The following is a 22,406-nucleotide window of genomic DNA, read 5'->3' on the forward strand; positions in this document are numbered from 1 at the left end:
TTCATTTGTGCCGGGGGTCCGTCCGTCCCGGTCGCCCCCGTCCGGCCCCCACCGCTCCGCCCGTCCCGGCCGTCCGTCGGCCGGCCCGCCCCGGCCTCCCACCGGTCGGCCGGGGTCGGTCCACCGGCTCAGGACAGCCAGTCGAGCATCCTGCGCTCGCAGTCGGCGATCTTCTCCAGGGCGACGAACTCCCCCCGCTGGTGGGCCATGTTCGGATCTCCGGGACCGTAGTTGACCGCGGGCACGCCGAGGCCGGAGAAGAGCGAGACGTCGGTCCAGCCGAGCTTGGCCCTCGGCGTGCCGCCGACGGCCTCGACGAAGGCCGCCGCCACCGGATGGTTCAGGCCGGGCCTCGCGGCGGCGGCGCCGTCGGTGAAGCGGACCTCGAACCCCTCGAACACCTCGTTCACGTGCTCCCTGGCGGCCTCCAGCGACAGGTCCGGGGCGAACCTGTAGTTCACGGTCACCACGCACTCGTCGGGGATCACGTTGCCCGCGACGCCCCCGCCGATCCCGACCGCGTTCAGGCCCTCGTGGTACTCCAGCCCGTCGACCGCCGGCCGCCTCGCCCGGTACGCGTTCAGGATGGCGAGCACCGGTTCGGCGGCGTGGATCGCGTTGACCCCGAACCAGGACCTGGCGCTGTGCGCCCGCTTGCCGCGGGTGACGACCTGCGCCCGGAGCGTGCCCTGGCAGCCGCCCTCGATCGTGCCGTCGGTGGGCTCCATGAGCACCGCGAAGTCCCCGGCGAGCAGGTCGGGGCGGGTGCGGCTGAGCCTGAGCAGGCCGTTGCGCTCGGCCTCGATCTCCTCGCAGTCGTAGAAGACGTACGTCACGTCCCTGCTCGGTTCCGGGAGCGCGGCGGCCAGCTTCAGCGCCACGGCGACGCCGGACTTCATGTCCGCGGTGCCGCACCCGTACAGCAGGCCGTCCTCCACGCGGGCGGGCAGGTTGCCGGCGACGGGGACGGTGTCGAGGTGCCCGGCGATCACCACCCGCTCGGCGCGGCCCAGGCCGGTGCGGGCCACGACCGACTCGCCGTCGCGCTCGACCGTCAGGTGCGGCAGCGGGCGCAGGGCCTCCTCCACGGCGTCGGCGAGCGCCCTCTCGCCGCCGCTGACCGACTCGACGTCCACGATCCGGGCGGTGAGCTCCCCGACATCCTGCGTGAGGTCCAGACGCGTACTCATGCCCGTGACCCTATCCGTGCCCTCGGCCCTGTCCGTGTCCGTGCAGGATCCGTCCCAGCTCCGCACGGCCGGGCCTGCGGCCCTCCTCCAGGCGCTCCAGCAGCAGGACGCAGCGCAGGCCGAAGGCGCCGCCGGCGAACTCGCGGCTCCGGGTCCCCCCGACCGCCACGCACCAGTCGGGGACGCGCCCCCGATCCACCTCCTCGCCCGTCCGGACGTCCACGATCGGGGTCGATCCCGTCAGGATCGTCCCGGCGCCCACCACGGCGCCCCGGCCGACGCGGGCCCCCTCCGAGAGCACCGCCCGCCCGCCGATCAGCGCCCCGTCCTCGACGACCACGGGAGCGGCCGCGGGCCGCTCCGCGAGGACCTCGGGATCCTCCGCGGCGCCCCTGCAGGCGGCCTCCCCCACGCCGACCCCCGCGGACAGGTGGACGTTCTTGCCGATCTGGGCGCACGAGCCGATCGAGACCCACGTCTCCACGGTGCTGCCCTCGTCCACGTGGGCGCCGATGTCGACGAACGAGGGCATCAGCACGACGCCCGGCGCCAGGTAGGAGCCCCAGCGGGCGATGGCCCCGGGCACCACGCGTACCCCGTCCACGGTGGTCTTGAGCGGGACGCGGTCGCGGTGGTGGAAGTCGCCCACCTGGGACCTGGCCAGGCCGAGCACCCGGAACGCCAGGGCGACGGCCCGCCGGGCACGCTCGTCCACGACCACCTCGCCGGTCCGGGAGACCTCGGCCACCCGGGCCTTGCCGCTGTCGAGCATGTCGACCGCGTTCACCACGACCGCGCGGGCCGGGCCGTCGGCCGGGCTGAGCTCGTCCCGGCGCCACCACAGCTCGTCGACGGCCGCGGGCAGCGGGCTGGCATCGCTCTGGGTCATGGCCCGGAGCCTAGTGTTCGCGACCTTCCACCAGACCGGGCAATCGCTGGGGCCTGTAGGTTCTTGACCGTGCAACGGCCGTTCTCAAAAGGGACCATCGCGATCATCGTGATCGTCGTCGTGCTCGTGGTGGCGATCACCGCGGGACTGTTCTTTCTTCTCAGAAGGGTCACACCACTGGTCAATCTCGGCGACGGGTGCAAGGTCACCACCCCGGCGGGCTCGCTGGACCTGGACATCGAGCAGGCCAAGGTGGCCGCGGTGATCGCGGCCGTGGCGGCCCGCAGGAAGCTGCCGGAGCGGGCCGTCGTGATCGCGTACGCCACCGCGATCCAGGAGTCGAAGCTGGAGAACCTCGACCACGGCGACCGCGACTCCGTCGGGGCCTTCCAGCAGCGGCCCTCGCAGGGCTGGGGCAGGCCCGACCAGCTCATCGACCCCGTCTACTCCTCCGGGAAGTTCTTCACCGCGCTGGTGAAGGTGAAGGGGTACCGGAAGATGCCGTTGCACGAGGCGGCCCAGGCGGTGCAGCGCTCCGCCGACGGGTCGGCGTACGCCCAGCACGAGGAGGACGGGAAGATCCTGGCCGCGGCGTTCACCGGGCGTGTCCCCGGGGCCGTGCACTGCTGGTACCCCGCCCCCTCGGGGAAGACGGTGCTTCCCGACACCCGGGAGGCCGCGCGCAGGCTCGGCCGGGCGCTCGGGCCGGGGACGACGTTCGAGGCGCCCTCACGCGGCCGGGGCTGGCTGGTGGCCGGCTGGGCGGTCGCCCACGCCAGGGAGTTCGGGCTCGCGAGGGTGGGCTACGACGGCCGGGCGTGGGTGTCGGCGGACGGCCACGACGGCTGGAAGGCCGACACCAGGTTCACCGCCGGGAAGGTGCAGATCTCCTGACCCCGGGTGTGAGAAGGGGCGAGGGGGCGAGTCGCCGGCGGGCCGGGCCACCGGCGGGGAAGGCCGCCTCGCCGTCCCGCCCTCACGCGGCCCCGCCCTCCTGTCGTGCCGCCGCCTCGCCGGCCCGTGACGGCCCGTGACGGCCCGTGGCGGCCCGTGGCGGGTCAGCCCTTCGACTCGATGCTGATGGTTCCGGGGGCGAGCGGCTGGGCGTACGAGGACGTCCAGCCCTGCCCCTGGAGGCGCTCGAAGCTGAGCAGGCGGCCGTCCGCGGCCCGGTAGTCGGCGAAGTCCAGCAGGCCCCGCTCGGGCATCGAGGTCACCCCCTCACCGCGGAAGGCCGCGGTGCCCCGGTCGACCGGGAAGAAGTCGACGCCCTCGACGCTCAGCGTGGCCTTGGCGGGGATCATCCCCTCGGCGGGCACCGGCGTCCACAGCAGCACCTCCAGGTGCGGCGGCTCGCCCGTGGCCGTGCCCTCGCGCATCTCGATCGAGAGCCACTGGTAGCGCCGGGTGCCGTCGTCGAGGAGGTACTCGGTCCACTGCTTGCCCTGCCAGGACAGGTACAGGCCGCCGAGGACGCGGCTGCGCACCCCCTGGCACTCGATCGTGTCGCCGACCTTGATCGTGCGAGGGTCGGGGTAGTCGATGCCGACACGGCCCGCGGTCGGTGCGGGCAGCGGCGCGGCTTTGACCTGGGGGGAAGGTGTCTCGCCGGAAGTCTCCGGAGCATGACCGTTCCTGTCCTGGCGGGTCGTCGTGAAGAACGCGACGAGCAGCAGGACGATCGTGGCGACGCTCAGGCCGAGTATCACGGCGACCGCAGGGGTCATGCCGCGCGATCCTACTGGAGGCGGCGCACCGCCGCACTGATGCGTTCGTCACCGGCTGTCACGGCGATCCTGACGTGCCGCTCACCGGCGGTGCCGTAGAAGTCGCCCGGAGCCACCAGGATGCCCCGCTCGGCCAGGGCGCGGACCTGCTCCCAGCAGCCCCTGCCGTCGGAGGCCCACAGGTACAGGCCGGCGGTGGAGTGCTCGATCTTCCAGCCGGCCCCCTCCAGGGCGGGGCGGAGCACGGCACGCCGGGCGGCGTAGCGGGCCCGCTGCTCCTCGGCGTGCTCGTCGTCGTCCAGGGCGGCGGTCATGGCCGCCTGGACCGGCGCCGGCATGATCATGCCGGCGTGCTTGCGCACCTCCAGCAGCCGCGCGATCAGCGCGGGGTCGCCGGCGGCGAATCCGGCCCGGTAACCGGCCAGGTTGGAGCGCTTGGAGAGCGAGTGAACGGCGATCAGGCCCTCGTGCGAGCCACCGCAGACGTCCGGGTGCAGGATCGAGATCGGCCTCTCCTCCCAGCCCAGCTCGATGTAGCACTCGTCGGAGGCCACGACCGCTCCGTGCTCGCGCGCCCAGGCGACGACCTTGCGCAGGTGCTCGGCGGGCAGGACCCTGCCGGTCGGGTTGGACGGGGAGTTCACCCAGACCAGCGGCACCCGCTCGGGTCCGAGCGCGAGCAGGCCGTCGGTGGCGTACGGCTCGGCGTGCGCGAGGCGGGCGCCCACGTCGTAGGTGGGGTAGGCCAGCTCGGGGAAGATCACCCGTTCGCCCGGGCGGACGCCGAGCAGGGTCGGCAGCCAGGCCACGAACTCCTTGGAGCCGATCAGCGGCAGCACGTTCGCCCGGTCCAGGGTCACGCCGTGCCTGCGGCGCAGCCATCCGGCCGCGGCCGAGCGCAGCCGCTCGGTGCCGTACGTCAGCGGGTAGCCGGGGCTGTCGGAGGCGTCCGCGAGGGCCTGGCGCACGACGGCCGGAACCGGGTCGACGGGCGTGCCCACGGACAGGTCGACGATCCCGCCGGGATGCGCCGCCGCCTGTTCCTTGAACGGGACGAGCCGGTCCCACGGGAAGTCGGGCAGGGCGGTCATCGCGACCTCGCCGGGGCGCTCGGGGCGTGGGGCCGGCCGGGAATGGCGTACATCGGGATCAGCCGTCGTCTCTCGCTGGATCGGATCGTGACCGGTGGCACGGGGCCGATCGCGGGCCCGGCGGACCGGTGACGGTTGGCGGACCGGTGGCGCGTGCCGGAGGGGAAGCGCGTTCACCCCTCCGGCACGGCCACTAGTGGCTCTCGGCCTGCGGGGGCAGGGCCGCGACGACCGGGTGGTCCTTCTCGATCTTGCCGACCTTGGAGGCGCCGCCCGGCGATCCCAGGTCCTCGAAGAAGTCCACGTTCGCCTTGTAGAAGTCCTTCCACTGCTCGGGGACATCGTCCTCGTAGAAGATCGCCTCCACCGGGCAGACGGGCTCGCACGCGCCGCAGTCGACGCATTCGTCGGGGTGGATGTAGAGCATCCGCTCCCCCTCGTAGATGCAATCGACGGGGCACTCCTCGATGCACGCCTTGTCCAGGACGTCCACGCAAGGCTGCGCGATGACGTAGGTCACCTCGGGCTCCTTCTTCTTTACGCACCTAGGCACGACTTCGACCGCGGGTTGCTAAGCCCTAGTATTGCCGTGCCTGCCACATGTCTGAAACGGGAGGGGGCAAAAGTCGATGGCCCTTGGTTTCAGTGCTCGCCTGAACGTCAGCCTAACCCCTTCAGACGTCGGCAAAAGGGTTACCACGCGCAGAAAGATCCCCGAGGGGTTCCGTGACGCCGTGGGCGAGCTGGAGTTCTGGCGGGACGGCGTGCTCGGCGTGCGCAAGCGCGACGGCACCCTGGTCGAGATCACCGAGGAGACGCTCGCCGCGGCGAAGGTCGTCCAGGACCGGCCGCCCCGGCGGGGCGGCGCGGGGACCCCCGGGTAAGCCGCTCACCAAGACACGTGTAAGCCGTCCGATGGAAAGGGCCGTGCTGCTCGACCCCGCCGCGCGGGACGGACAGTATGCGGCCCGTGACCCTACGTACCAGACGTGTCAGCGCCGCCGCGGTCCTCGCGACCGCGATCGCCGGATGTGGCGCCCCGGCCACCCAGAACGCACAGCTCCCGCCGGTCGACGTCCAGGCGGCCTCCATGAGGGAGGGATTCTCCACGATGGACCGCCTGGTGGAGGCGGCCAAGAAGGAGGGCGCGCTCAGAGTGATCGCGCTGCCGCGCGACTGGGTGAACTACGGCGAGATCATCGACACCTTCGGCGACGAGTACGGCATCAAGGTCGAGCAGCTCGAACCGCAGGCGAACAGCGCCCGGGAGATCGAGGTCGCGGACCGGCTCAAGCCCGACGTCTTCGACCTCGGCATGGACGTCGCCGTGGCCAAGGCCGGCATGTTCGCCCCCTACCGGGTCCAGAACTGGCACGACGTCCCCGACCACCTGAAGGACCACAGGGCGGCCTGGTACGCCGCGTACGGCGGCTACATGTCGATCGGCTACGACCCGGCCAAGGTGCAGGCCCCGGCCTCCTTCACCGACCTGCTCAAGCCGGGCCTCAGCGTCTCGCTGCCCGGCGACCCCCGGGAGGTGTCGGCCGCCTTCAACGGGGTGATGGCCGCCTCGCTCCAGGGCGGTGAGGCCGAGGTGCGGCGGGGCGTGGACTTCTTCGAGCGCCTCAAGAGCGCGGGCAACCTCGCCGCCACCCCCAGGACGGCCTCCGTCGTCGTCGACTGGGACTACCACAACGCCGAGCGGGCCGCCGCCGGGAAGGGATGGAAGGTCACGGTCCCCAAGGACGCCGTCCTGGGCGCGTACTACATCCAGGCCATCAACAAGAAGGCCGAGCACCCGGCCGCGGCGCGGCTCTGGCAGGAGTTCCTCTTCTCCGACAGGGGACAGAACCTCTTCCTCAAGGGTTATGCCCGCCCCGTCCGGATGGAGGCCATGCAGATGCGCGACACCCTGAACGAGGAGCTCGCCGCCAAGCTCCCGCCGGTCAGGGCGAGGCCCGTGGTCCTCACGGTCCCGGAGATCGACAGGGCGCGGGCCTACCTCCAGCGGGAGTGGGCGAAGAAGGTGAGCTGACCGCCGTGAGGGGCGGGAGGGGCGAGATGCCCGGGGCCGGTGGGACTGATATGTCGAGGCTGCCCAGAGGCTCTAAAGTGTCTGGAGAGTACCGGTAGAAGGCGTTGACGTCCTAGAATGCGAGCTGATCGTCTTGCGATACGACACCCCGAGCCTGATGAGGTGGAACGCTCGCGCCCACGACAACGGCTTCGGGTACGTCTCGGCGCACGGCGCCCCCCTGGTCGAGCTGCTCGACCCGCAGCCGGGGGAACGCATCGTGGACCTCGGCTGCGGCACGGGGACGCTGACGGCGGAGATCGCCTCCCGGGGCGCGTACGTCCTGGGGATCGACGGGTCGTCGGCGATGATCGAGAAGGCCCGCGCGGAGTATCCGGGCCTCGACTTCGTCGTCGGCGAGGGCGGCGCCTTCACCGTCGTCCGGCCCTACGACGCGGTCTTCTCCAACGCGGCCCTGCACTGGATGGGGCGGGAGCCGGACGCGGTGATCGCCGGTGTCCGCGAGGCCCTCACGCCGGGCGGGCGGTTCGTGGCCGAGATGGGCGGCGCGGGCAACTGCGCCGCGCTGACGGCCGCCCTGTCCACCGCCTGGCGCGAGTACGGGCTGCGCGAGCCCGACCTGCCGTGGTACTTCCCCACGCCCGCCGAGTACGCCTCCCGCCTGGAGAAGGGCGGCTTCGTCGTCCGCCTCCTGGAATACTTCGACCGGCCGACACGTCTCGACGAGTGCCCGGGCGGCGCCGCCGACTGGGTGCGGATGTTCGCGCGTCCGCTGCTGCGGGAGGTGCCCGCGGAGACTGTCGATCCGCTGCTCCGGCGGGTGAACGAACTGGCCGCCCCCGCCCTGCGGCGGGAGAGCGGCTGGATGGCCGACTACGTGCGGTTGAGGTTCGCGGCCGTACGCCGCTGAACCGCCCCTATACGCCGGGGCGATTTGCCAGACTATGGTCTGTTCCATGAGTCTCGTTCCCCGGCCACACGGAGTGTCTCGGGCGGCTTGAGGGGCTGGTGAAGGGAACGGATGAACTTCTGTCTGAGTGACCTCGTGCCGCCGCTGCGCTGGAGCGACGCGGCCACGATCCCACTTCTGCGCGACCAGCCCGACCTACCGGACGCTTGGTGGCGGAGCCTGCCGGTCGCCCGGGTGCTCGCCGTGCTGGGCCCGGAGAGGCTGGCCGAGGTCCTGACCACGATCGCCCTGGAGCACTGGCCCGCCGCGGCGGTGGGGGACGTGCTCCCGGCCCTGCACGTGCTGGATCCCGAGGACGCGGACGAGCCGTGCACGGCCATCGCGCTCGACCGGGCCGGGTCCTGGCCCGGACTGCTCGCGCTGACCGGTCACGATCTGCGCGACCAGCCGTTCATCCAGCCGGTCCAGTTGTTGCACACCCTGTTCACGGCGGTCCTCACACGTCTCGTGGCCTCCGCCCCGGCGGATCCGGCGGGTTCAGCGGGTTCGGCGGCCCGGGGGGCCGCGGCTCCGGTTCGGCCGGCCGCGGTCGAGTCCGGTCCTGTTCAGCCGGTCGCCGTTCAGCCGGTCGCCGTTCAGCCGGTCGCCGTTCAGCCGGTCGCGCAGATTCCGGAGCCCCGGACGGGGATGGAGGAGTCCGGGGCCCAGGCCGCGCCGGAGGCCCCGGAGGCCCTGGAGGCCCCGGAGACCCCGGGGGTCGCGGGGGTCGCGGAGGTCCGGCCGGCGCCGGAACCTCAGGCGCCGCCCGGGCCCTCGGAGACCGTGAAGGCCCCGGAGACGCCGGAGACCCCCGAGGCCCCCGACGCCCCCGAGGCCCCCGAGGCCCCCGAGGCCCCGGCAGAGGATCACGCGTCCGGTGTCGTGGCCGCACGGGACCGCGCGGCCGATGTCGCGGCCGACATCGCGGCCGCCCAGGACTCCCGGGACCGCGACGCGGAGGACGACGCCGCACCCGGATCGCTCTTCCGGCCCGCGGCGGCCAGGAGGAGCAGGACCGCACTCGAAGGTGAGGCCGGGGACGGCGGCCGGCCCGGAGCGGAACTCGGCGGTGACGCCCCCGAGGACCGCCTCTGGGCCGCACCGGGGCCGGGCGGCGCGCCGCACCCGGCGGATGCCGTACCCGGGCCGGTGCCCCTGCCCGAGGCCGAGGTCCTGCCCGAGGCCGTACCCGAGGCCCTGCCCGAACCGGAGGCCCCGCCCGAGGCCGTACCCGAGCCGGAGGCCGGCGCCGTCATCGGTGACACCGGCGACGACCGCGACGACCGCGACGACGACCGCGACGACGACGACGGCGAGGGGGCCGAGCCGGTCGGCGGGGTGTCCGGACGGCCGGAGACGGACCTGCACGCTCTGGTGGACGGCGTCTTCGCGAACGTGGAGGACAAGCGCTGGGCCGTGGCCCAGAACAGGCTGTTCAGCGACGTCCCGGCGACCGTGGAGGCGCTGGCCAAGCTGTTCGCCGTACAGCCCGACGTGATCCGCGACCTGGAGGCCGACCTGCGCCGGGAGCTGGCCGAGTGGATCGCCTCCGACGAGGCCGCCCCCTACCGGGAGCACCTGGAGGCGGTGAAGGACGTCCTGGGCAAGGCCGCGCCCAGGGAGCGGCTGGTCGACGCCGCCGAGTGGCACACCCGGGAGCTGCGCTCGCTCGACGTACCGGCCTGGCAGTTCGTGCTGGCCTGTCTCCCCGGGTACCACCTGGTCGACGAGTGGCTGGTGGAGGGCGACATCACCGAGCTGCGGCACCGCACCCGCGACATGATCAGCGGCGCCAAGCCCCCGCTGACCATCAACAAGGCCCTCGACATGGTCTCCTCCCTGGGTATCCATCCGGAGGTCTCCCAGGAGTGGCTGGAGAACGTCCCGCAGCTCCGCATCCTCGGCGCGGGCGAGCGTCCCCCGCAGCGCGCCGGCGGCGCCCCCGCGCTGACCGTGGAGAAGCCCGGGGACGGCGCGGGAGGCCGGGACGCCGGTGAAGGTGGCGGTGGCGGTGGCGGTGAGGAGCGGGACGCCGGCCGGGCCGGCCGGGAGTCCGGCCGGGGTGAACCGGCGCGCGGTGAACCGGATCACGGGCGGTCGGACCACGGCGGACCGGGCCGCGCGGAGCCGGGCGAGAAACCGGCGAAGGCTCCGTTCCGCCCGCTGAAGGACGTCTCGCTGACCCGGCGCTGCTTCCGGCAGCCGGACGGCCGCTGGTGGCTGAGGATCGACGTCACCGCCGACCACCTCCGGGGGAACGAGTGCCCGCTGCCCAGCGGGTTCGCCGCCTACCTGGGAATGGCCCCCGGCACCACCCGCACGGTCAGCAGCGCGGTCGGCGAGCTCGCCCTCAACTGGCAGGACAGGCCCGTCCTGGAGTCGCTCGGCACGCTGCTGGCGGACGTGGGCGCCAAGGAGGGCAGCCACCTGTTCCTCACCCTGTCCGACGAGGGCGTCCTGCGCGCCAGGCACCTGCCGGCCGCGGGGGACGAGATCGAGACGACCGCGCGGGCGCTTCGCCTGGTGGGCTACACCGCGGCGGGCGGCACCCCCGATCAGGCCGTGCGGGTCATCGCCACCCGGGTCGGCATGAGCGGTCCCGCGGCCCTGCCCGACCTCCTCACCCGGCTGCGGGAACGCGGGGACCGCGATCTCCTGTCACTCCTGGCCTGACCGTGCCCCGCCTCGCCCTCTCCCCCGAGTTCCCGGCCGGACTGGCCGCGCTGGCCCAGCCGGTGCGGCGTGACGTCGTGGTGTCGGCGCGCAGGTTCCTGCAGAACGTGGCGGGCGCGCCGCATCCGGAGCGGGTCAGGGGGGCCAGGGACCCCAGGGTGGTCACCCTGAGGCTGGCCGACCGGCACCGGGGCGTGGTGGTCAAGCAGCGGGACGTCTACTGGCTGCTGACCGTGCTGCCGGACGCCGAGGCGTGGGCGTACGCGCAGCGCCACCGGTTCGGCGTCAACACCGCGCTCGGCGTGGTCGAGATGTGGGACGCCGAGGCGCTGGACCGGGTCAGGCCCGCGGTGCGCAGGGCCGCCGAGGCGACCGCGTCCCGGCTGTTCTCCGACATCTGCGACAACGACCTGGCCGAGCTGGGCGTCGACGGGCGGTTCCTGCCGCTGGTGCGGCAGATCACCGACCAGCTCACCCTGGAGGCCCTGGAACCGCTGCTGCCCCCCACGCAGTACGAGCCGCTGGCGGCGCTCGCCAGGGGCGAGTCGATGGCCGGGGCCTGGCGGGAGCTGGAGAACTGCCGCGCGGTCGCCCCCGACCACGAGCCGATCAATCCCGAGGACTTCGGCGCCGCGCTGACGCGCAGCCCGGACCGGGCCGTCTTCGTCCCCCACCCGCGCGAGTTGAACCGGGTGCTGGAGGCGCCCGGCTGGTGCGTGTTCCTCTACCCGCCGCAGCGCCGTCTGGCCTACTGGGAGTCCTACCGGCAGCCGACGCTGGTCACCGGGGGCGCTGGCACCGGCAAGACGCTCGTCGCCCTGCACAGGGCCGCCCACCTGGCCTCCCGGGGCGGGGGGCAGGTCCTGCTGGTCACCTTCTCCCAGGGGCTGAGCGCCGAGCTCGCGGCCCGGCTGGACGTCCTGGTCGAGGACGGGGTGATCCGCAAGCGGATCGAGGTCGGCAACGTCGACCGGCTGGCCCACCGCATCGTCGCCGAGGCCGAGGGGCGGCCGCCCTCGCTGGTCGGCGCCGCCGAGCTGACCGCGCTCTGGGAGGAGACCCGGACCGGCCACAGTCCGGCGTTCCTGCTGCGCGAGTGGGAGCAGGTGGTGCTGGCGCAGAACCTGCGGACCCTGGAGGAGTACCTGGAGGCCCCCCGGCCCGGTCGCAGCGTCGAGCTGTCGGCCGAGGAGCGGACCGTCGTGTGGAACGCCGTCGGGCACGTCACCGAGCAGTTGCGGGAACGCGGCAGGCGGACCCTGCTCCAGCTCGCCGCCGAGGCCTCGACGCTGCTGGGCCGCACGACCGGGGACCTGCTGGAGGAGATCGAGCCGGCGCGGGAGCCGTACCGGCACATCGTGGTGGACGAGGCGCAGGACCTGCACCCCGCGCAGTGGCGGCTGCTGCGGGCCGCGGTGCCGCACGCCCCCGACGACCTGTTCATCGTGGGCGATCCGCACCAGCGCATCTTCGACACGCGGGTGACGCTGGAGGCGGTCGGCATCGACGCGGTCCGGCAGCGCCTCCAGGTGTCGTACCGGCTCCCGAGGGAGATCCTCTCGTGGGGGGTGCGGCTGCGCGGGGGCGGGCCCGCGGACGGGCTCGTCAAGGGTGTGCAGGAGCTTTACGGGTTCCGGGGCGTCCGGTACGGGCCGCGGCCGGCGGTGCGAGCCTACGATTCTCCACGGGATGAGCTGACGGGGCTGGTGGCACAGGTGGGACAGTGGGTGGACGAGGGTGTGCCTCCCGAGGAGATAGCGGTGGCCGCCAGGACCTCCGGTCTCGTGCGCGACGCACGGGCCGCCCTGCGCGAACTGGGAGTACGGGTGACGACACTGCACGGCATGAAGGGGCTGGAGTTCCGGCGCGTCGCGGTGATCGGCGTCGGCGACGGGGTGGTGCCCGACCCCGACGCACTGACCCCCGTCGGCGAGGACCCGGCCGCCAGGGCCCACGACCTGCAGCGGGAACGCGGCCTGCTCTACGTGGCCTGCACCCGGGCCACGGAATTTCTTTACGTGTCCCATTCCGGCCGGGCCAGTCCCTTCCTTCCCACCTGATCACATAGTCTCTGAACTGCGGATATATTCCCCTTTGCCGGTTGGACCTCAATGAACCTCAGCCTGAGCGACATCGCGCCACCCCTGCGCTGGACCTCTCCCGGCCAGGTAGCGCCGATCGCCACCGACCCCCGCCTCCCCGAGGCGTGGTGGCAGGCGCTTCCGCTCGACCGGGCCTGTTCCACCATCGGGACCTCCGAGGTCGCCGGACGCCTGACCGACCTCGCCCTGGCCTGCTGGGGCCACCTGATGCTCGGCGACGTCCTTCCGCTGCTCAGGTTCGCCGACCCGGCCGCCGGTGTCCGCACGCCCGAGGGGCTCGGCCGCGAGACCGTGCACAAGCTGTTCACCGGGGTGCTGGAGCGACTGCTCGAACCGGTCACCGAGGAGAGCGTCGCCAGGATCCGCCCGTCCCGGCCCGACCGGCCGCTGCCGGAGCTGATCGACGAGGTCTTCGCCGGCCTGGACGAGCGGCAGCGGGCCATCGCCAGGGACCGGCTGTACGCCTCCCAGCGGGCCACGCTCGACGACCTGGCCCAGCGGTTCTCGGTCACCCGGGAGCGCATCCGCCAGATCGAGCGCGACCTGCGCGACCACGTCGAGGCCTGGCTCGCCAAGGACGAGGCGGCCCCCCTCACCGGGCACGTCTCGTGGCTGCGCGGGCGGCTGGGCTCGGCGGTCCCCGCCGACGACCTGGCGGCGGCCGTGCCCTGGCACCGCAGCGACCTGGCCACCCTGGGCATCCCGGCCTGGCGGTTCGTCCGCACCCTGCTGACCGGCTACGAGCAGGTGGACGGCTGGCTGGTCGCCGGGGGCGCCGACGAGCTCAGGGAGAAGACCCGGCAGCTCTTCACCGACGGGCCCCGCCCGCTGGACGAGGCCGTCACGCTGGCCAGCCAGCTCGGCATCCGCGAGGACGTGGCCGAGCGCTGGCTCATCGCGGTCCCCCAGCTACGGGTGCTGGACGGCCACGTGGTGCCCTGGCCGCGCAGCGTGAACGACAAGGCCGAGGCCGTGCTCGCGGTGGCGGGGAACCCGCTGAGCCCCGAGGAGATCCAGGAGCGCATCGGCGAGGACTACAGCCTGGTCGGCATCCGCAACCAGCTCACCGCCGACGACCGCTTCCTGCGGGTGGACCGCAACAAGTACGGGCTGACGCGCTGGGGCGGCGAGCAGTACCTGGGCATCCGGGAGATGATCGTCAGGGAGATCGAGCGGTCCAACGGCGAGGCGTCGGTCAACACGATCGTCACCAACCTGACCGGCCGCTACGACGTGAGCGAGAGCTCGGTCCGCGCGTACGCGGGCGGTCCCGGCTTCGAGCGTACGCAGCGGGGCTGGATCCGGGTCGCCGGAGCCGAGCAGGCCGAGTACCAGCCGCGCCGCGACGTCTCGGAGACCCGGCGCTGCTTCCGCAGCCGCGACGGGCGCTGGTGGCACCGGGTGGACGTCAACGCCGAGCACCTGCGCGGCTCGGGGTCCCCGTTGCCGACCGGTTTCGCCGCCCACCTCGGCATGGCCCCCGGCGGCCAGCTCACCGCCTCCACCCCCTCGGGCGACGTGGTGATCAGCTGGCACAACCAGCCGACCATGGGCTCCATCCGGCCCGTCCTGATCGCCGCCAACGCCTCCGAGGGCGACCACGTGTTCCTGACGGTCTCCGACGGCGGCGAGCTGCTGACCCGCTACCTGCCCGCGGCGTCGCCGACCCTGCCCGCCCTGAACCGGGCGCTGCACCTGATCGGCTACACCGCGCCGGTGGCCTCCGAGGCCGAGGGCCTGCGGCTGATCGGCGCCCGCATCGGCCTGCCGGAGGGCTGCACCCGCGAGGAGGTCATCACCCGCCTCCGCGACCGCGGCGACCGGGAGATCCTCACCTTCCTGGAGGGATGACAGTGCTCATGGCGCCCGCTCCGCGGACCCGGGCGCCCGCGGGCCATGCCTTCCTCGGTCCGGGCACGGCCGCGCCCGGGTCGGGACGCGGCGGGCCGCGTAGGCTCGACGCATGTTGCGCCTGTATGACACGCGGAATCGCCGGATCGAGCAGATCGTGCCGGAGGGGAGCCGTTCCCTGCGGATGTACAGCTGCGGCCCGACCGTCTACAGGTCGGCCCACGTCGGCAACCTCCGGTCGTACCTGCTGTCGGACCTGATCAGGCGGGTCAGCGAGCGGCAGCGGGTCCGGGTGGTGGTCTGCCGCAACATCACCGACGTCGGCCACCTGGTCGACGACACCGAGATCGACGCCTCGGGCGAGGACAAGGTGCTGGCCCAGGCCCGCGCCGAGGGGCGCAGCCCCCTGGAGGTCGCGCGCTTCTACGAGGAGTCCTTCCTCGCGGACACGGCCGCGCTGAACATCCGCCCGCCCGACCACTCGCCCCGGGCGAGCGAGACGATCGACCTGATGGTCGAGATGATCGCCAAACTGATCGAGAAGGGGCACGCGTACGCGGTGCCCGACGGCTCGGTCTTCTTCGACGCGACCTCCTTCCCGACGTACGGGGAGATCTCCGGCAACCGGCTCGACCGGTTGCGGCCCGCCCACCGGATCGAGGCCGTCGACGCGCGCAAGCGCTTCCACGCCGACTGGGCGCTGTGGAAGCCCTCGCGGGGGGAGCCGACCTGGGAGACCCCGTGGGGCCGCGGCTTCCCCGGCTGGCACATCGAGTGCTCGGCCATGTCGCTGCGCTTCCTCGGCGAGCGCATCGACGTGCACACCGGCGGCATCGACCTGCGATTCCCGCACCACGAGGACGAGCGCGCCCAGTCGGACGCCACCGCCGGGCACGAGGTCGTGCGGCACTGGGTGCACGGCGAGCACCTGCTCTTCGACGGGCGCAAGATGTCGAAGTCCACCGGCAACGTGGTCCTGCTCAAGGACGTCGCGGAGGCCGGGCTGGACCCGCTGGCCGTGCGGCTGGCGCTGCTGGAACACCGCCACCGCCAGCAGATGAACCTCACCTGGGACACCCTGCGGGCCGCCGACAGGACACTGCGGCGCTGGCGCGCCCAGGTGGCCGAGTGGTCGGAGTCGCCCAGCGGGCCGATGCCCGCCGACCGGGTCTCCCGGATCGAGGCCGCCTTCGACGACGACCTCGACACCCCTCTGGCGCTGCGGCTCCTGCGCGAGCTGGAGCGCGACGAGTCGGTGGCCCCCGGTTCCCGCTTCGAGGCGTTCCTGCACCTCGACCAGATCCTCGCCCTGGACCTCTCCATCGACATCGGCAGGGCGGCCAGGCCGAGGAGCCTGCCCGCCGGGGCCGCCGAGCTGCTGGAGCGGCGCTCGCGGGCCCGCGACGCCAAGGACTGGGCCGCCTCCGACCGGCTCCGCGACGAGCTGGCCGCCCTGGGCGTCAAGGTCACCGACACCCCGGAGGGCCAGACCTGGTCCTGAGGCCCGCGCCGGGGGGTGATCGCCCTCCGGCGCCGGCTCCCCTCCGGCCCCGTCGTGACCGGGGCGGGGATACGACCGTGATCGATGGGTGTTCAATGACCGGGTGACGAATATCGCGCCCACCGGGACCCAGCACACCATCGCGGCCGACGGCTTCGAGGCCGTCATCACCGAGCTCGGGGCAGGCCTCAGGAGCCTCACCCAGGAAGGCAGGCCGCTCGTCGTCGGCTTTCCCGCCGACCAGCCGCCGATCGGCGGGGCGGGGCTGCCCCTGCTGCCCTGGCCGAACAGGATCGAGGACGGCCGCTACACCTTCGACGGCGAGGAGCGGCAGCTCGCGCTGAGCGAGCCCAAGACGGGCAACGCGATCCACGGGTTCTCCAGGACGTTCCCCTGGCGTGTCCTCTCCCACGGCGACGCCTCGATCCGGATGGGGCTGCGGCTGTTCCCGCAGGTCGGCTACCCGCACATCCTGGACCTCTCCATCCGGTACGCGCTGAGCCCCGCCGGCCTGGAGGTGGAGATCGAGGCGGAGAACGTCGGGGCCACCGACGCGCCGTACGGCTTCGGAGCCCACCCCTACCTGACCCTCGGCGACTCCTGCCCGCTTGACGAGACCGTGCTCGAACTCCCCGCCGCGCAGTGGATCGCGGTGAACGAGCGGAAGGTCCCCACCGGCCGCCAGGACGTCAAGGGGACCGAGTACGACTTCCGGACCGCCCGCCCGATCGGCGGGACCGAGCTCGACACCGCGTTCACCGACCTGGAGCGCGGCGACGACGGCCTGGTCCGGGTCCGGCTGACCTGCGGCGACGGGACCGGCGAGAACGGCGGGATCCAGCTCTGGGCGGGCGAGGGCATCGAGTGGCTCCAGCTCTACACCGGTGACACCCTGCCCGAGGGGCACCGCCGCCGGGGGCTGGCGGTGGAGCCGATGAGCTGCCCGCCGAACGCCTTCGCCACCGGCGAGGACGTCGTCCGGCTGGTCCCGGGCGGCCGGGTCGCCCACCGGTGGGGGATCGGCCCGACCTGATCGGCCTTCCAGGACCGCCTCTCGGGAGAGGCGGTCCCGGAGCCGCGTCCTCATTGATGATCGTCACGCCGGGACCGCGGAGGTAGTGCCACACTTGCGGGAGCATGCCGTCTAGGAGGTTTTCGTGAGGTTCCGCCCGTATGCCCGGCTGCCCCGCCCGTTCAGATGGCCGGCGCGGGTGCTCACCGTTCTCGTGGTGCTCGGGCTGCTGCTCGCCGGCACCGGGGTGTGGGCCGTGCGGTCCTCCTTCCCCCAGCTCGGGGGCGAGCTCTCCATGGACGGTCTCACCGCCAAGGTCACCGTCTACCGGGACGAGAACGGCATCCCCCACATCTACGCCGACTCCCCCGAGGACCTGTTCAGGGCCCAGGGGTACGTGCACGCGCAGGACCGCTTCTTCGAGATGGACTTCCGCCGCCATGTGACGGCCGGCCGGCTCTCGGAGATGTTCGGCGCGGCGACGCTGGTCGAGGACAGGGTCATCCGGACCATGGGCTGGCGGCGGGTGGCCGAGAAGGAGTTGCTCCTGCTCGACGACCGGACCCGGCGCTACCTGAACGCCTACGCGGCCGGCGTGAACACCTGGATGCGGCACAGCGACGGCTTCGCCGACCGGAGCCTGGAGTACGTGCTGCTCCGGGCGACCAGCCCGGACTACCGTCCCGAGCCGTGGACCCCGGTCGACTCGCTGGCCTGGCTCAAGGCCATGGCCTGGGACCTGCGCTCCAACATGAGCAGCGAGATCGGCCGCGCGCTCGCGGCGAGCAGACTGCCGCGCGGGCGGGTGGAACAGCTCTGGCCCGACTACCCGTACGACACCAACCCGCCGATCGTCACCCGGGGCTCGGTCGGCCCGGACGGGTTCGACCAGCAGGCGGAACCCGGGACGGCGGACCCCGGGGCGAGGGACCCCGGGACGGCGGACCCCAGGACGGCGGACCCCAGGACGAGCTCCACCCGGTCGCCCGGTGAGCGGGCCCCCGAGCCGACCGAGGGGCCCGGCGAGCAGGCCCCCCTGCCGACCGAGGGACCGGCCCGGGCGGCCGGCACGGGCGCCGGTGCGGACGCGGGAGCGAGAGCGGGCGCCGGGACGGATGGCGAGGAGGGCGTCGGGGCGCTGACCCGGGCGGCCGCGGCCATGCGCGCGGTGCCGAGCCTGATGGGCGACCCCGCGGGCGGCAACGGCATCGGCTCCAACTCCTGGGTGGTCGGCGGCGGGCACACGAAGTCCGGCAAGCCGCTGCTCGCCAACGATCCCCACCTGTCGGCCGGCATGCCCTCGGTCTGGTACCAGGCCGGGCTGCACTGCCGGGTCAAGAACCCCGAGTGCCCGTTCGACGTCACCGGGTTCACCTTCTCCGGCGTGCCCGGGGTGGTCATCGGCCACAACGACAGGGTCGCCTGGGGCTTCACCAACCTCGGCCCCGACGTCGCCGACCTCTACCTGGAGCGGACCCGGGACGACACCTACCTGTTCATGGGCGCCTGGAAGCCGATGACCACCAGGGTCGAGACGATCAAGGTGGCGGGCGGCGCCGACGTCCGGCTCACGGTGCGCGACACCGAGCACGGGCCGATCGTCTCCGACGTCATGAAGGACGCCAAGGGCACGCTGCCCGGCATGGACGCGGTCTCCGGGCAGAAGGCCGACGCGGTCGCCCTGAAGTGGACCGCCCTGGAGCCGGGCAGGACCGCCGACGCGATCTTCGCGTTGAACACCGCGCAGGACTGGGAGCAGTTCAGGGCGGCGGCGAGCGGGTTCGAGGTCCCCGCGCAGAACCTGGTCTACGCCGACACCGCGGGCAACATCGGCTACCAGGCACCCGGGCGCATCCCGGTGCGGACCCGCGGCGACGGCACCTGGCCGGTGCCGGGCTGGACCGGCGAGTACGACTGGCGGTCGACGATCCCCTTCGACGAGCTGCCCAGCGTCTACAACCCGCCGGAGGGCTACATCGTGACCGCGAACAACGCGGTCGTCGACCCCCGCCGCTACCCGCACCTCCTCACCGAGGACTGGGCGTACGGGTACCGTTCCCGGCGCATCGAGGACCGGCTCGGCCAGGCGGTCAAGGACGGCAAGGTGGACGTCGCGGCGATGAGCGCGCTCCAGCAGGACAGCCACACCGGTTTCGCCCGCTTCCTGGTGCCCAGGCTGACGGCCCTGGAGGTGGCCGGGCCCTCGAGGGACGCCCTCGCGCTGCTGCGCGGATGGGACCACTCGCAGGGCGCGGACTCGGCGCCGGCCGCGTACTTCAACGCCGTCTGGCGTCACCTGCTCATCGAGACCTTCAACGACGACCTGCCCGAGGGCGCCCGGCCCGACGGCGGCGACCGCTGGTTCGAGGTCGTACGGGTCATGCTGGAGCGGCCGGACGACGCGTTCTGGGACGACCGGGCCACCTCGCGGGTCGAGACGCGCGACGACATGCTGCGCCGGGCGACGGCCGTCGCCTACGACGAGCTGACCACCCGGCTCGGCCCGGAACCCCGGGACTGGCGCTGGGGCGACCTGCACTCGCTCGAACTGGTCCACCAGACCTTCGGCACGTCGGGGATCGGCCCGATCGAACGGCTCTTCAACCGGGGGCCGTTCCCGGTGGCCGGCAGCGACGACGCGGTCAACGCCGCGGGCTGGGACGTGCAGAAGGGCTACACGGTGAGCTGGCTGCCGTCCATGCGGATGGTGGTGGACCTGGCGGACATGGACGGGTCCCGCTGGATCAACCTGACCGGCGCCTCCGGGCACGCCTTCCACGACGACTACTGGGACCAGGCGCCGCTGTGGGCGGCCGGACGGACCGTGCCGATGCTCGCCCGCCCGGAATCGATCAAGAAGGCGGCCGTCCACACGCTCGTCCTCACCCCCTGAGAACCGGCCCGGCCGCTCTCCCGTGGCCGGGCCTTCCCGGGGGACGGGCCTTCCCGGGGGACGGGACCCGTCCCGGGCGGCCGGGCCTTCCTCCGGCGGCCGGGCTCCCTTCCCGGTACGGCGGTACGGCGGTGGTTCGGGGTGCCGGTGCGCCGGGGAACCGCGGCTCAGGTCGTCAGCACGCGGGACTCGCCGATCGCCAGGTCCCACAGGTCGGCGCGGTCCCGGCCGGCCGCCGCCCAGGCCGCGCGGGCCTCCTCCACCGGCGCGAGCAGCGGCTCGCCGGACAGCACGAACGTGCCCCAGTGCATGGTCGCCATCCGGCGCGCCCCCACGTCCAGGCACGCCCGCACGGCCTGCTGGGGATCGACGTGGGCGGCCTTCATGAACCAGCGGGGCTCGAACGCGCCCACCGGCATCAGGGCCAGGTCGACGCCGCCCGGGTAGCGCGCCCCGATCCGGGCGAAGCGTTCGCCGTACGCGCTGTCCCCGGCGAAGTAGATCGTCTGATCGCCGGAGGCGATCACCCAGCCACCCCAGAGCGTCCTGCAGGTGTCCCAGACCGACCGGCGGCTCCAGTGGTGGGACGGGACGAAGTCGAAGCGGACGCCGCCGATCCGGGCGCTCTCCCACCAGTCGAGCTCGGTGACGTCGCGGAATCCGCGCCGGGTGAACCACGACCTCAGCCCGGCCGGGACGAGGACGGGCGTGTCGCGCGGCAGCCGCCGTACGGTCGGCGCGTCCAGATGGTCGTAGTGGTTGTGACTGATCACCACGGCGTCGATCCCGGGCAGGTCCGCCCAGGCGACGCCGGGCGGGGTGAGCCGGGGGCGGACGCCCGGGATCCTCCTCGCCCACACCGGGTCGGTCAGGACGGTCAGCCCGCCGACCTGCACCACGTACGTCGCGTGGCCCACCCAGGTGACGACCGCGTCGGTCCCGGCCGGGCGGGGGAGGCCGTCCCGGTGGACCGGGATGAGATCGGCGTCCCCGACGCCGGAGCGGAGCGTGCCGTGCCAGGCGACCGCCAGCAGTTCCCGGAACGTGGGAATGGGCGAGGTCAGCCGGTCCCTGAAGCCGCCCGGCCAGGTCCTCGGGGTGGCGGGCGACCGGGCCGGCCGTGCGGGGACCACCGGGGAGGCGGGCTTCTCGGCGATACGTGAGGCGGTCTCGGGGTGGGGTGTCTGCGGCATGAGCGGCCCCCTTCGGTCATCAACGGCTCACTCCCTGTTGATCCCCTCACACGGGAGTTCATACCTTTCGAGGGGATCTGCTCTGATCGAAGGGATTTCCTGCCCCGAGAGGACTCTCCGGCCGCGGGGTCCCTCCGGCCGAGGAGGCCCTCCGATTCGGGGGTCACTCCGCCCCGGGAGGACACTCCTGCCGGGAGGGCTCCGGGTGAGGGGACTCCGGGTGAGGGGGCTCCGGGCCGGGGGGACCGCTCCGGCGCCACCAGGGCGACCTGCGGAGGTAGTTGCCGTCCTCCAGGTTCGCCAGCCGCTCGAACACGTTCCAGGAGGCCTGGTTCCCGCAGATCGCCATGGAGCAGGCCACCGCGAGGAGGTAGAGGGGGAGCATCGGCAGCCCCAGGCAGAGCATGTACTGGGAGGCGTGCCGGTCCTCGTGCCGCAGGAGGGCGCCGGTGAGGAAACCCTCCTCGTACTTGGTCAGCACCACGTTGCCCACGGTGAAGGCCGAGGCGATCGGGAACCGGAAGCGGTAGCCGTACGCGAGGATCAGCCCGTCCGGCCCCGGGCACGGCCGGGCACGGCCGATACGTGCCAGGAGCAACCCCAGGGGGGTCGACAGGTTGACGTAGTTCAGTGCCCGCCGTATCCGATGGAACCGCCGCATACCGGGATTGTGCGCCATCCGGATGTCCGGCGGTAGCGCCTGTCGCGTCGGGGAGCGCTCGCCGCCCGTCTCAGACGGCGGCGGACGCGCCCGGCGAGGTGGGCGGGCCCGGCGGGAAGGGTGTGCCGGGCGGGAAGGGTGTGCCGGGCGCGGCCGGCGGGTGGGGCGGGGCGGACGGGCCGGGCGGGCCGGGTGGCGTGGAGGCCGGCGTGACCGGCGGGCGCGGCCCGTACCCGTGCGGGGTGAGCAGCCACGACCCGTTCCCGGCGGACGGCGCCAGCAGCACCCCGGCCGTGACCGCGAGGAGACCGCCGTAGAGGTAGACGTACCCGGACAGGTCGTTGGCGATGACCAGATCGCCCTCGGGCCGTCCGGCGGCCCAGATCACGGTGACCAGCATCCAGCCCGCCGCGAACGACAGGCCCACCGCCTTGCCGCGCGCCAGCCGGCCCGCCCCGTAGGAGATCGCGAACAGCAGGGCGACACAGCCGACGGCGGAGACCGGGACGGGGCCGACGTACCAGGAGTGCTGGAAACCGCCGAGGAGGCCCGTCAGCAGCCCGAGCATGACGAGCACGGCACAGGCCGCCACGGTGACGACCGTCTCCGATGGCCCGCGCACCGCCGGCACCTGCTCCA

18 protein-coding genes are annotated in these 22,406 nt (G+C 73.2%); 10 read left to right on the forward strand and 8 right to left on the reverse strand.

The window, feature by feature from the left end; all coding sequences use genetic code 11:
- Positions 1 to 128 precede the first annotated feature (128 nt).
- Together dapE and AB0G16_RS12420 are read right to left on the reverse strand one after the other, a co-directional pair.
- On the reverse strand, positions 129 to 1,190 hold the full coding sequence (dapE, locus tag AB0G16_RS12415; protein ID WP_362802952.1) for a succinyl-diaminopimelate desuccinylase: 1,062 nt from the start codon (positions 1,188 to 1,190) through the stop codon (positions 129 to 131).
- A 10-nt stretch (positions 1,191 to 1,200) separates the two neighbouring features.
- Positions 1,201 to 2,079 carry a 2,3,4,5-tetrahydropyridine-2,6-dicarboxylate N-succinyltransferase gene (locus AB0G16_RS12420; RefSeq protein ID WP_362802955.1) on the reverse strand — a complete coding sequence of 293 codons (879 nt, stop codon included), beginning with the start codon at positions 2,077 to 2,079 and terminating at the stop codon, positions 1,201 to 1,203.
- A gap of 69 nt (positions 2,080 to 2,148) precedes the next feature.
- On the opposite strand from AB0G16_RS12420, the gene AB0G16_RS12425 reads away from it, so the two are divergent.
- A complete protein-coding gene (locus tag AB0G16_RS12425) occupies positions 2,149 to 2,973 on the forward strand; it encodes a hypothetical protein (RefSeq protein ID WP_362802958.1) in 825 nt (274 codons plus the stop codon).
- 164 nt (positions 2,974 to 3,137) lie between these two features.
- Here AB0G16_RS12425 and AB0G16_RS12430 read toward each other — a convergent pair whose 3' ends face one another.
- From AB0G16_RS12430 to fdxA, 3 genes are all read right to left on the reverse strand, one after another.
- On the reverse strand, positions 3,138 to 3,806 hold the full coding sequence (locus AB0G16_RS12430; RefSeq protein WP_362802960.1) for a DUF4178 domain-containing protein: 669 nt from the start codon (positions 3,804 to 3,806) through the stop codon (positions 3,138 to 3,140).
- Between the two features lie 11 nt (positions 3,807 to 3,817).
- Entirely contained in the window at positions 3,818 to 4,897 is a 1,080-nt protein-coding gene (gene dapC, locus AB0G16_RS12435) for a succinyldiaminopimelate transaminase (protein ID WP_362802963.1), read from the reverse strand.
- A 193-nt stretch (positions 4,898 to 5,090) separates the two neighbouring features.
- Positions 5,091 to 5,417, reverse strand: coding sequence for a ferredoxin (gene fdxA, locus AB0G16_RS12440; protein ID WP_362802966.1), 327 nt, complete (start codon positions 5,415 to 5,417; stop codon positions 5,091 to 5,093).
- A 214-nt stretch (positions 5,418 to 5,631) separates the two neighbouring features.
- On the opposite strand from fdxA, the gene AB0G16_RS12445 reads away from it, so the two are divergent.
- The 9 genes from AB0G16_RS12445 (at position 5,632) to AB0G16_RS12485 (ending at position 19,913) form a co-directional block, all read left to right on the forward strand.
- Complete coding sequence (locus AB0G16_RS12445) at positions 5,632 to 5,781, forward strand: hypothetical protein (RefSeq protein WP_362802969.1); 150 nt, start codon at positions 5,632 to 5,634, stop codon at positions 5,779 to 5,781.
- 86 nt (positions 5,782 to 5,867) lie between these two features.
- Entirely contained in the window at positions 5,868 to 6,932 is a 1,065-nt protein-coding gene (locus AB0G16_RS12450; protein WP_362802972.1) for an ABC transporter substrate-binding protein, read from the forward strand.
- Positions 6,933 to 7,089: 157 nt separating this feature from the next.
- On the forward strand, positions 7,090 to 7,842 hold the full coding sequence (locus tag AB0G16_RS12455) for a methyltransferase domain-containing protein (RefSeq protein ID WP_362802974.1): 753 nt from the start codon (positions 7,090 to 7,092) through the stop codon (positions 7,840 to 7,842).
- 111 nt (positions 7,843 to 7,953) lie between these two features.
- Positions 7,954 to 10,554: a hypothetical protein gene (locus AB0G16_RS12460; RefSeq protein WP_362802977.1), complete on the forward strand. Its 2,601-nt coding sequence runs from the start codon at positions 7,954 to 7,956 to the stop codon at positions 10,552 to 10,554.
- Between the two features lie 2 nt (positions 10,555 to 10,556).
- Positions 10,557 to 12,614 (forward strand): UvrD-helicase domain-containing protein, encoded by a 2,058-nt coding sequence (locus AB0G16_RS12465; protein ID WP_362802980.1) that lies wholly within the window; start codon positions 10,557 to 10,559, stop codon positions 12,612 to 12,614.
- A gap of 51 nt (positions 12,615 to 12,665) precedes the next feature.
- Positions 12,666 to 14,507, forward strand: a complete 1,842-nt coding sequence (locus tag AB0G16_RS12470; protein ID WP_362802983.1) for a sigma factor-like helix-turn-helix DNA-binding protein — start codon at positions 12,666 to 12,668, stop codon at positions 14,505 to 14,507.
- A gap of 112 nt (positions 14,508 to 14,619) precedes the next feature.
- Positions 14,620 to 16,008 carry a cysteine--tRNA ligase gene (gene cysS, locus AB0G16_RS12475; RefSeq protein WP_362802986.1) on the forward strand — a complete coding sequence of 463 codons (1,389 nt, stop codon included), beginning with the start codon at positions 14,620 to 14,622 and terminating at the stop codon, positions 16,006 to 16,008.
- Positions 16,009 to 16,111: 103 nt separating this feature from the next.
- On the forward strand, positions 16,112 to 17,041 hold the full coding sequence (locus AB0G16_RS12480) for an aldose 1-epimerase family protein (RefSeq protein ID WP_362802989.1): 930 nt from the start codon (positions 16,112 to 16,114) through the stop codon (positions 17,039 to 17,041).
- Positions 17,042 to 17,165: 124 nt separating this feature from the next.
- Entirely contained in the window at positions 17,166 to 19,913 is a 2,748-nt protein-coding gene (locus AB0G16_RS12485; protein ID WP_362802992.1) for a penicillin acylase family protein, read from the forward strand.
- Positions 19,914 to 20,080: 167 nt separating this feature from the next.
- Here the strand turns inward: AB0G16_RS12485 and AB0G16_RS12490 are convergent, their stop codons facing one another.
- The 3 genes from AB0G16_RS12490 to AB0G16_RS12500 form a co-directional block, all read right to left on the reverse strand.
- Positions 20,081 to 21,106 (reverse strand): MBL fold metallo-hydrolase, encoded by a 1,026-nt coding sequence (locus AB0G16_RS12490; RefSeq protein WP_362802995.1) that lies wholly within the window; start codon positions 21,104 to 21,106, stop codon positions 20,081 to 20,083.
- Positions 21,107 to 21,269: 163 nt separating this feature from the next.
- The gene (locus tag AB0G16_RS12495) at positions 21,270 to 21,767 is read right to left on the reverse strand and encodes a hypothetical protein (protein ID WP_362802998.1); all 498 of its coding nucleotides are present in this window, start codon (positions 21,765 to 21,767) and stop codon (positions 21,270 to 21,272) included.
- A gap of 70 nt (positions 21,768 to 21,837) precedes the next feature.
- Positions 21,838 to 22,389, reverse strand: a complete 552-nt coding sequence (locus tag AB0G16_RS12500) for a DUF6113 family protein (RefSeq protein ID WP_362803001.1) — start codon at positions 22,387 to 22,389, stop codon at positions 21,838 to 21,840.
- Positions 22,390 to 22,406: the final 17 nt, after the last annotated feature.

Origin of the sequence: Streptosporangium sp. NPDC023615 (genome assembly GCF_040640155.1) — a bacterium.
In the GTDB taxonomy this organism is placed as follows: domain Bacteria; phylum Actinomycetota; class Actinomycetes; order Streptosporangiales; family Streptosporangiaceae; genus Streptosporangium.

Bases quoted from the DNA above. Each gene is read 5' to 3' on its own strand.
- AB0G16_RS12430 (WP_362802960.1), bottom strand. From the start codon at position 3,806: ATGACCCCTGCGGTCGCCGTGATACTCGGCCTGAGCGTCGCCACGATC.
- AB0G16_RS12490 (WP_362802995.1), bottom strand. From the start codon at position 21,106: ATGCCGCAGACACCCCACCCCGAGACCGCCTCACGTATCGCCGAGAAG.
- AB0G16_RS12495 (WP_362802998.1), bottom strand. From the start codon at position 21,767: ATGCGGCGGTTCCATCGGATACGGCGGGCACTGAACTACGTCAACCTG.
- cysS (WP_362802986.1), top strand. From the start codon at position 14,620: ATGTTGCGCCTGTATGACACGCGGAATCGCCGGATCGAGCAGATCGTG.
- AB0G16_RS12420 (WP_362802955.1), bottom strand. From the start codon at position 2,079: ATGACCCAGAGCGATGCCAGCCCGCTGCCCGCGGCCGTCGACGAGCTG.
- dapC (WP_362802963.1), bottom strand. From the start codon at position 4,897: ATGACCGCCCTGCCCGACTTCCCGTGGGACCGGCTCGTCCCGTTCAAG.
- AB0G16_RS12455 (WP_362802974.1), top strand. From the start codon at position 7,090: ATGAGGTGGAACGCTCGCGCCCACGACAACGGCTTCGGGTACGTCTCG.
- dapE (WP_362802952.1), bottom strand. From the start codon at position 1,190: ATGAGTACGCGTCTGGACCTCACGCAGGATGTCGGGGAGCTCACCGCC.
- AB0G16_RS12470 (WP_362802983.1), top strand. From the start codon at position 12,666: ATGAACCTCAGCCTGAGCGACATCGCGCCACCCCTGCGCTGGACCTCT.
- AB0G16_RS12460 (WP_362802977.1), top strand. From the start codon at position 7,954: ATGAACTTCTGTCTGAGTGACCTCGTGCCGCCGCTGCGCTGGAGCGAC.